This is a genomic window from Paenibacillus sp. 7541, from assembly GCF_002276395.1.
Taxonomy (GTDB): Bacteria; Bacillota; Bacilli; order Paenibacillales; family Paenibacillaceae; genus Paenibacillus_AQ; species Paenibacillus_AQ campinasensis.
Map to the genome: position 1 here is coordinate 188,389 of NZ_NQLZ01000022.1, position 9,224 is coordinate 197,612.

The following is a 9,224-nucleotide window of genomic DNA, read 5'->3' on the forward strand; positions in this document are numbered from 1 at the left end:
ATTGTAATGGTAGCGCTGTCTTTTGGTAAGGGGACGAATGGCGGTCACAGGGTAGAAAAATTACGGTCTTCCATGTCTTCCGTATATAGGCAGTCGCCATTGTGCCGCACCGCACATACAATAAACCAATGTTCGCGTGTAAGGGGGTTCGAAGATGAACACGATGTCCAATGCGCCTCAGAATGCTTTTGTCCATTATATCGGGCCGAGCCCGGTCACCAGCTTCCAGCCGAAGTCCATGTATCCTGCGATTGATCCAACCGCATTCGTGGGGCCGTTCAGCAGCGTCATCGGGGATGTGACGATCAAGCCGCATGTGTTTATTGCTCCGCATGCCAGCATCCGTGCCGATGAAGGCTCCCCTTTCTATATAGGAGAACGCGCCAGCCTGCAGGACGGCGTGATCCTGCATGGCCTGTACGATGAGCGGGTTGAGGTTAAGGGGCGCCATTATTCCATCTATATCGACCGTGATGTTAGTATAACGCACGGTGCGATCGTACACGGGCCGGCTTACATCGGGGAGCGTTCCTTTGTCGGTTTCCAGTCGCTTGTGTTTCAGGCCATCGTCGGAAGTAATGTGTATATCTCCAGCAACGCTGTCGTCACCGGCCATATCGTTGTAGACAGCCATCGCTTCGTTCCGCCAGGGGCCGTCATTGATACCCAGCAGAAAGCCGATGAACTGCCTCCGATCCCTCGCAATGCCGATGAATTTGCCGCAGCCGTACGCGCAGTGAATCGCGAATTCACCTCCAGCTATACCTTGCTGTTTGGCAAACGCCGCTGTTCCTGCGGCCTGGCCTGCTCATAATCTGTCTAATTTTTTCCGCTCTAAGCGAGAAGTTCAACATGATCCGGCTTATACGGAATATATATCTATTGAATTTATGTAGCTTGCGCTATCAAAAAAGGGGGACTTTCGTTGCCTGATCATGTAACCACCTCCCGCTTCATCCTGCAATCGGATGCCCGGAGGGATCATCTGATCCACCCGTTGCCGCCGGTATGGTGGAGCCGACCGTATGAATATGCCTGGGCTTTGTCATTTGCTCGCGAGGACGATGTGCTGCTGGATGCAGCATGCGGGATATCTCATCCATTCAAGTTTGCGCTGGCTGAGGTCAGCCGGGAGGTTCATGCCTGCGATATCGACCCGCGAATCACATCCCGGTCGCAAATTCTGGAGGACATCGCGCGCGATTTTGGACTGGATGCTGCGCAGCGGCAAGCCAGCGATTGGCAGCATCGACTGCATCTTGCCCATGCCAATCTGGCGGATCTGCCTTATGACCGCGAGAAATTCGACAGGGTGTTCTGCATCTCGGTGCTGGAACACATGACGCCTGAGGACCAATCAGCAGCCATTGGGGAGTTTTACCGCACTCTCAAACCTGGCGGATTGCTGGTGCTTACTTTCGACTATCCAGCGGTTCATCTGGAGAACATCCAGCAGACACTGCAGCAGGCTGGCTTTGCCTTCGCGGGGGAGACCGATTTCAGGCTGCCGCCTGACGCGCTATATACCGAAATGTGGGGCGGGCTGCACTGCTTCCGGGCCGTGCTTCATAAACCTTCTGACGCCTGAAGCGGCAGCGGCAGCCGAGGATCATAGGTAATGAGCCGATATCGACACCAAAAAAATCCTTAGCTTCTGTATCGATATACAGACAGCTAAGGATTTTGGTTGTGTGCAATCAAGCGTCGGCCTTCGATTCGGCAGCTTGGTATTCGCGCTGGCCTCTACTCGGCCTATCCGTCTTCGTTACCCTTCCAGCGACTGCAAGTATTCTCTCACCTGGGTCGGCGTTTTCGCAAATTTGCTGTGCAGATGGGCTACTTTCTCTCCGTTTTTATAGACAAGCAGACTCGGGATGCCGCGCACCTCATTGGCTTCGGCAATCGGCTGGAACTGCTCCGCATCCATCGCATAAAATTCCTTATCTGCATTCTCCGCGATAATATCGCCGATAAAGCGGTCCAGATTTTTGCAATCCGGGCACCACGTCGTATCAAACTTCAACACCGTATATTGATCACGCTGAATCAATTGCTGAAACTGTTCTTCTGTTAGGATTCTGTCCACTTGCAGCCTCTCCTTTTAAACATCGTTGTCGTCGGTATATAGGTCACTATATAACAGTAAGTGAGAAAACACAACCTCTCGCCCTGTTACTCTCATATAGCCCCCTCCCCGTCAGCATACGATCCGCCGCCAGCCGGCAGCGCTTAACCACGCCATTACCCTGTAATCGCCTTGTACATTCTCGATTCGGGATGCTGGCGCTGCAGCTTATACAGCAGAATGCATATTGAGCCGTGCGTCCGCAAGTCTCGCCTGGTCAAGAAGCGGGTAATCGTATAGCATGCCTTCATATACGACGGTCAAGGCCGGATGAAGCATGAAATCATGCGGTGTCACCACCGTCGATGAACGATCCCAGAGCCGAACCCCGCTCTGCCGCAATGTTTCTGCTACGAACTGCGAACAGAAATAGCTCTTGTCCCTCGTAATATCCAGCCTCATCAGCAAGCCGAACAATCCGATCAAATTATAGCGATAATCGTCTTCTTCTTCCTTATAATGCCGAATGACCCGATTCACCTCGTCATACTGAAGCTGAGACAGTTCCAGACGGAGCAGGGCACATCTCGTGCTTGGAAAGTTACGAAACGTCCCTTCATATACATTCTCTTCTACAAAGCCGCCAATCCACGGATTGCCCGGACATTTGCGTCCAAAACTGTAGACCTCCGACAGCTTCTCGTCCAGTGCAATCGAGGCATGATTGTAAGGCGCAGCAGTGACCCTTTTGATCAGGCGTGTAAACATCGTCCCCGTATCCGTCAGCAGCACATAAATGTTTCGATTCCCGTTCATATCCCGTTTCCCCCATACCTTAACGTTCGGTTTAACCTTTCGGTAAACATTGATTAACTTCATTGTATGAAAGGCAGACCCGGGACAACACCGACCCAGGCAGTGAATCTGACCTGGACCTTGGAGCGATGCAGCCCTGGACCAAAGTCTGGGAAGCTTAGGATGAACTTCTTATCCGTTACAAAAGGGCCGTGTGCTAACCGTTATACAATCGGCGGTAAGCCGACGGCGTCATCCCTTCATGCTCCATAAACTTCTTGTTAAAGTAACTGACGCTGGGATAGCCGGCATCCACGGCAATGGTGCCAATCGTGTCCTCCTTCCGCTCCACCAGCCACTGCTTAGCCATCTGCAGCCGGCAGCGGGTGATGAACTCCATCGGCGTCATCTCCATCACGCTGCGGAACAATTTGCAGAAATAATAGGTGCTCACCCCAATCCGCTCCGCCCATTCCTCCAGAATGAACGGCTGCACCGCTTCCTGCTGCATCATCGGCAGAATCTCCAAAATCCGATGTTCCGAAGTCCCCGACTTCGGGCCGGACAGCGGGGAAGCTTGCTCTACGAATTCTGTCAGCAGCGCATAAGTCAGTATCGATAATCGTCTCGGGTTCAGCATCCGGTGCTGTTCCGCCTCGTGCAACAGCTCTTCATGGGCCTGTTCAAAGGCAGCGCGCTGCCGGATGGTCCACAGCTGGCTTTTGTGGAAGCCTCGTTCAATGAGATAATGCCGCAAACCGCTGCCGTAAAAATGAAACCAGCGCACATCCCAAGGCTCGTCCTCGCTGCTGTAATAGCGCTGCTGCTGCATCGGAAAATAGAGAACCGCCTCCCCCGGTCCGAGCGGATAGACCTTATTGTCGAGCTCAACATAGCCCTTCCCTGAAGCGACGTAATGAATATTAAAGTTGTTGAGTGCCCCCGCAGAACGGGATACGCTATGATCAGGTTCTTCCTGGTAGATGCCAACCGATTCCGGGAAGCAGAAGAAGGGCATTTGCGGAAGTGTGAGCAGCACGATTTGTCGTTTCATCCCGTCCCTCCATAGAACAATATTGTTATAATCGATTGCAAAATAATATTATATCAATTTTAATTTCTGTCTTTTATAATCGCAATATAATCTTAATCGTATCCGAGGAGTTGATTTCAAGCCATGAGCGCACCCAAGCTGAAGTGGGGAATTCTGGGCTGTGCCAGCATAGCCAAGCGTGCTGTCATTCCCGGTGTTGCCAATTCCCGTCTGAATGAAGTTGCAGCGATAGCAAGCCGCGACGAAGAGAAAGCGAAGAAGACGGCGGAGGAGTTGAATATTCCTACAGCCTACGGAAGTTATGAAGCACTGCTGGAGGATCCGTCCATCGATGTCATCTATGTTCCGCTCCCGAATCATTTGCATAAGGAATGGAGCATCCGGGCACTTGAAGCAGGCAAGCATGTGCTGTGCGAGAAGCCGCTGGCACTGACTGAAGCGGAAGCTGCCGAGATGGCAGATGCTGCTGAGCGGACAGGAATGCACCTGGCCGAAGCATTCATGTACCGCCATCATCCGCGTTACGACATGATCAAGAAGCTGATCGTTGAAGGAGCGATCGGCGAGGTTCGCGCCATCCACAGTGCCTTTACCTTCAACAGTGCCGGAAATCCGGGCAATGTTCGTTTCCGTAAAGATTGGGGCGGCGGCTCGATCTATGACATCGGCTGTTATCCGATTAATGCAGCCCGGCTGCTGCTTGGACAGGAACCACAAGCCGTCACCGTGCAAGCCCTCTTCTCGCCTGAGCATGATCATGTCGATATGATGGCTTCCGGATTAGTTGAATTTGAAGGCTACGTCTCGCTTACCTTTGACTGCGGAATGTGGGCTGCCTTCCGTAATCCGCTTGAAATCATCGGGACAGAGGGCATCATTGAAGTGCCTCATGCCTACACATTCCCCGAAGGCGGCGGCCACTTCTTCCTCACGGCCAAGGGGGAGCGCCATCAGATGGATGTCCCCCATGTAAACGCATACAGTGAGCAGGCCGACGAGCTGGCGGAGGCGATCATATTCCGCAGGCCGCTTCGTTACCCTGTGGCGGATGCCGTGCACAATATGCGGGTGATTGATGCCTGCCTTCAATCCGCTCATGAGCGGACCAGAATCACATTAAATGCATATCCAGGAGAGGAGCTAAAAGCATGAAGTATATTTCAATCCAGGGATTAAACAAACCGGTCTCCGTACTAATGAAAGGCTCGGACTACTTCTATCATGATAACTATGAGAAGGCTGCGGCCAATCTCGACGCCTTCCTAGCCATTGGCGGCAATTCGATTGATACGGCACATATCTACTGCGGCGGACAAAGCGAAGAGGTAATCGGGCGCTACATGGAGGAAAGAGGCAACCGGGATCAGCTCGTCATTCTGACCAAAGGCGCTCATCATGATCAGAATGGGCCCCGGGTAAACCCGAAGGCGATTCAACAGGATATCCTTACAAGCTTTGAACGGCTTCGCACCGATTTCATTGATTTGTATGCCCTCCACCGTGACGATCCTTCGGTTCCGGCAGGCGAAATTGTGGAAGCGCTGAATACCTATATCAAATCCGGCCAGGTCGGCGCCATCGGTGTCTCCAACTGGACGTGGCAGCGCATTCAGGAAGCCAACACGTATGCCGCTGAGCATCAGCTGGTCGGTTTCACATTCAGCAGCCCCAATCTGAGTCTGGCCAAGCCGAATGAGCCCTTCTGGACAGGCTGCGTGTCAGCAGACCAAGAGACTTGCGACTGGCATGAAGCCGAGCAGTTCCCGCTTCTGTCGTGGTCATCCCAGGCCCGCGGATTTTTCACCGGGCGCTTCACGCCTGAAGTGCGCGATAATGCGGATCTCGTTCGCGTCTTTTACAACGACGACAACTGGGAGCGTCTGGAACGGGCGAAGCAGCTGGCCAAAGACAAAGGCGTAACGCCGATTCAGATCGCGCTTGCCTATGTACTGAACCAGCCGTTTCCGACCTGTGCCCTGATTGGCGCCCAGACGCCAGAGGAGCTGCGCTCCTGCGAGGAAGGCGCACAAATTGAGCTGACGCGCGAAGAGCTGAACTGGCTCGATCTGAGTGCAGACCGGTAACATCTAGGGGCTTATCAGCTTACCGCCCTAATTCGAATCAATCGCTATGCATACAAACGGCCCTTCTCACATCATGAGGAGGGTCGTTTGTACTTCTGTTTCATCGGCAGCCTCGTCCATCTCCCCACGAAAAAAAACCTGCGCTGTGCCGCAGGTCAAATCCACGATAGAAAGGTCACTTCTCCTATAAAAGGCTCACTGCCAGCAGATTAAAAAGGGCCAATGGAAGAATCACGTTGGAATAGTACGGATTGGCAGGGTACGGCGGGTATCCGCCATATGGAGGGTAAGGCGGTCTAGGCCGTGGCCCGTATGGGTACAGTCCCCTTGGATCATGCTCGATATGAATGTAGACGTTTTTTGCATCCACATTGATAATGACCCCTTCAACGATCTCGTCATCCATCGTATGCACTCGTACCTTGTGATGAAGCGCCTTTTGCAGCGACTGGTACGCATGCTCTTTATGCTTCTTCATCGAATTGACCAGCTGGTGATCACACTGGAACAGCAGCTGTTGTCCCGGGTAGGTTGACATGGTACTCCTCCTTTTATATCATCTCACCGTAATGTATGCATTTGCCTTGACGAGGGTGTTCGCCTACCCGCTTCTTTTTCCGTTTAAATTCACCATCAGACGGGTAATACAAGCAAGAAACATATATTCAAGGAGAAAGTCTGGGGGATGTCGTATATTTACATAGAGCAAGTATTTCATTTCCGGGTTTGATCAAGCGCGATGGAGTTTTGGGCTGCCTTTGCCATGCATGCTATCGTTTCATTTCATCTTATTACAGTTCATGTAAGTGTAAGTTGACGGGGGTGAGCCTTTTGATATTTTTTTCATCACAGGAATGGGTTTGGGAACAGCTATATAACGAGTTACCGGTTGGTCTTGCGCTCCTGTCTCCGGAACAGGACGAATGGGTATGGGCCAATCGCAGCTTTTATCAATTTTTCGGGGGCAGCGAAACAGAATTTATGCAGACGAAGCGGAAGGAAATCCGCGAATTCTCTCCGACGTTCATTCACAGCGCATACGAGCAGCTTCGCACCGGGCACAAGCCAGTGGTTGAAACGGTTCTGGACATGCTCCGGCCCGATCACCGCTTAGACACCTTATCCTTGAAATATACACGCCTGCGAAGCCCCTCCGGCGACCAGGAGCTGCTTCTTATTACATGCCATCCCACCGGCGTGAACCAGCGGTTCCTCAAAAACCAGAACAAATACCGACAGATTATTGAAAACTCTCAAGACTTTATATCCAGGACGACCTTGGATAATGCCGTCTTCCTCTACTGCTCTCCTGCCTGCTATAAGCTGCTGGGATATCATCCGGAAGAGCTTCAGGGGAACAGCGCCTTTGACTATATATATCCGGAAGATGTCGCGCCGCTGAAGGAATACTTGCAATTCTGCCAGCACAGCGAGCCGGCGATGCCGATTACGTTTCGCTATATTCACAGGGATGGCAGGCACATCTGGTTTGAAGTCAACTGCAAGCCGATCATCGGCCGCGAGGAAGGCGAGCATACGGAAATGCTGTACATTGCCCGCGATATTTCCGAACGGAAGAGAATGGAGTTCAAACTGAAGGAAAGCGAGCAGCGTTACCGCTCCCTGTTTGAATACAATCCATCGGCCGTGTACTCCATGAACCTGGACGGCGAATACATGACCGCCAACCGCAATCTGCAGGAGCTGACCGGCTACACGCTGGACGAGCTTATCGGAATGTATTTCGGCCCGATTGTGGCCGAGAAGGATTTGCCCAAGACGCTGTATCATTTCAACATGGCGAAAGAGGGCAAGCCTCAAAGCTATGATCTGACGATCAAGCACAAAGACGGGCATCTGGTTGAAATCAACACGGTCAATATCCCAATTATCGTGGACGACGAAGTAGTGGGCGTATATGGCATTACGCGGGACATCACCGATCGCATTCGCTCCCTGGAAGAAAACAAGAAGCTGAGCCGCGAGCTGACCCTTCTGCTCAATACCGTCTCCGAAGGAATTGTCGGTCTGGATCAGGAAGGTCGGGTAGCTTTTATTAATCCGGCAGGGGCCGCAATCTTCGGCATCGCGCCTGCATCCATCATCGGACTCAGCTGCTATCACCTTATCAGGGAAATGCGCCTGGACGGGAATTTCTATCAGGAGGATTCACCGATCGTGGAGGCTGTGAGAGGCGGCCGATCGCTGTCGCGCACCGAGATTGTGCTGTGGAGGCAGGACGAAACCAGCTTTCTGGCAGACTATCAGGTCAATCCGATATGGGACCAGGGCGAGCTGAAAGGAGCGGTGCTTGTATTCCGCGATATTACGAGTGAGAAGGACATTATCCGCGCCAAAGAAACCGCCGAGCGTGCCGATCAGGCCAAGTCCGAGTTTCTGTCCATGATGAGCCATGAGCTGCGGACGCCCATGAACGGGATTATCGGCATGATCGATTTGCTGTTGAACACCAGTCTGGATGAGGAGCAGCAGACGTTTACTAAGATTCTGAAGGAAAGCAGCACCTCCCTTCTGCATACGCTAAATGAAATACTCGACTACAGCCGAATTGAAACCGGTAAAATGACGTTGAACAAGGAACCGATTGACCTGCGGGCCCTGATGCAGAGCGTGATTGATCTGTTCTCCGGCAAGGCCCGGGAAAAAGGGCTGCAGCTCACTTGCAGCCTCGACGCCGAAACTGTCCCCAAAGTCGTCATCGGGGATCCGATCCGGCTGCGCCAGGTGCTTGTGAATCTGATCAGCAATGCCGTCAAGTTTACGGAACGCGGCAGTGTCTTCATGTCTGCCAAAGGAATGACCTGCTCTGGCAAGGAGGAGATTACCCTCGCTTTTGAAGTGAAGGATACAGGGATCGGCATTCCGATTGAACAGCAGCATCAGCTGTTTCTGTCCTTCTCCCAGCTCCACCCCTTCTTGAACCGAAAGTATGGCGGAACCGGCCTCGGCTTGGCCATCAGCAAAAAGCTTGTCGAGCTCATGGGCGGCGCCATTGGCGTAGACAGCCGTGAAAATGAAGGGTCCTGCTTCTATTTTACGGTTCCTTTGGAATTGTGGGATGAGCGCAGTCACACGGCTGAGAGGTCAGATCCCCCCTCGGTTCCGCATGATATGGGAAAACCTGCCGATGCTTAAACTGAAGCAACCCCAAGGACCCTTGAAGTGCACCCCTTAGAATAGACATTGGATTAACCCCCTGGTTGAT

General features: G+C 52.4%; 9 protein-coding genes. 5 read left to right on the forward strand and 4 right to left on the reverse strand.

The window, feature by feature from the left end; translation table 11 throughout:
- Window positions 1-154: 154 nt before the first annotated feature.
- Both CHH75_RS14430 and CHH75_RS14435 read left to right on the forward strand, forming a co-directional pair.
- Window positions 155-814: an LbetaH domain-containing protein gene (locus CHH75_RS14430; RefSeq protein ID WP_095398515.1), complete on the forward strand. Its 660-nt coding sequence runs from the start codon at window positions 155-157 to the stop codon at window positions 812-814.
- A 111-nt stretch (window positions 815-925) separates the two neighbouring features.
- Window positions 926-1,588 (forward strand): class I SAM-dependent methyltransferase, encoded by a 663-nt coding sequence (locus tag CHH75_RS14435; RefSeq protein ID WP_095398516.1) that lies wholly within the window; start codon window positions 926-928, stop codon window positions 1,586-1,588.
- 177 nt (window positions 1,589-1,765) lie between these two features.
- On the opposite strand, the gene CHH75_RS14440 is transcribed toward CHH75_RS14435, so the two are convergent.
- From CHH75_RS14440 to CHH75_RS14450, 3 genes are all read right to left on the reverse strand, one after another.
- On the reverse strand, window positions 1,766-2,086 hold the full coding sequence (locus tag CHH75_RS14440; RefSeq protein WP_095263615.1) for a thioredoxin family protein: 321 nt from the start codon (window positions 2,084-2,086) through the stop codon (window positions 1,766-1,768).
- Window positions 2,087-2,293: 207 nt separating this feature from the next.
- Window positions 2,294-2,881, reverse strand: coding sequence for a hypothetical protein (locus CHH75_RS14445; protein ID WP_095263614.1), 588 nt, complete (start codon window positions 2,879-2,881; stop codon window positions 2,294-2,296).
- A 196-nt stretch (window positions 2,882-3,077) separates the two neighbouring features.
- Window positions 3,078-3,914, reverse strand: a complete 837-nt coding sequence (locus CHH75_RS14450) for an AraC family transcriptional regulator (protein ID WP_095398517.1) — start codon at window positions 3,912-3,914, stop codon at window positions 3,078-3,080.
- A gap of 123 nt (window positions 3,915-4,037) precedes the next feature.
- On the opposite strand from CHH75_RS14450, the gene CHH75_RS14455 reads away from it, so the two are divergent.
- Window positions 4,038-5,066: a Gfo/Idh/MocA family protein gene (locus CHH75_RS14455; RefSeq protein WP_095398518.1), complete on the forward strand. Its 1,029-nt coding sequence runs from the start codon at window positions 4,038-4,040 to the stop codon at window positions 5,064-5,066.
- Window positions 5,063-5,998, forward strand: a complete 936-nt coding sequence (locus tag CHH75_RS14460; protein WP_095263611.1) for an aldo/keto reductase — start codon at window positions 5,063-5,065, stop codon at window positions 5,996-5,998. Before CHH75_RS14455 ends, CHH75_RS14460 begins: the two co-directional genes overlap by 4 nt.
- A gap of 184 nt (window positions 5,999-6,182) precedes the next feature.
- Here CHH75_RS14460 and CHH75_RS14465 read toward each other — a convergent pair whose 3' ends face one another.
- Window positions 6,183-6,536, reverse strand: coding sequence for a hypothetical protein (locus tag CHH75_RS14465; protein ID WP_095263610.1), 354 nt, complete (start codon window positions 6,534-6,536; stop codon window positions 6,183-6,185).
- A gap of 293 nt (window positions 6,537-6,829) precedes the next feature.
- Here CHH75_RS14465 and CHH75_RS14470 point away from each other — a divergent pair, with 293 nt between their 5' ends.
- Window positions 6,830-9,154, forward strand: a complete 2,325-nt coding sequence (locus tag CHH75_RS14470; protein WP_141235847.1) for a PAS domain-containing hybrid sensor histidine kinase/response regulator — start codon at window positions 6,830-6,832, stop codon at window positions 9,152-9,154.
- Window positions 9,155-9,224: the final 70 nt, after the last annotated feature.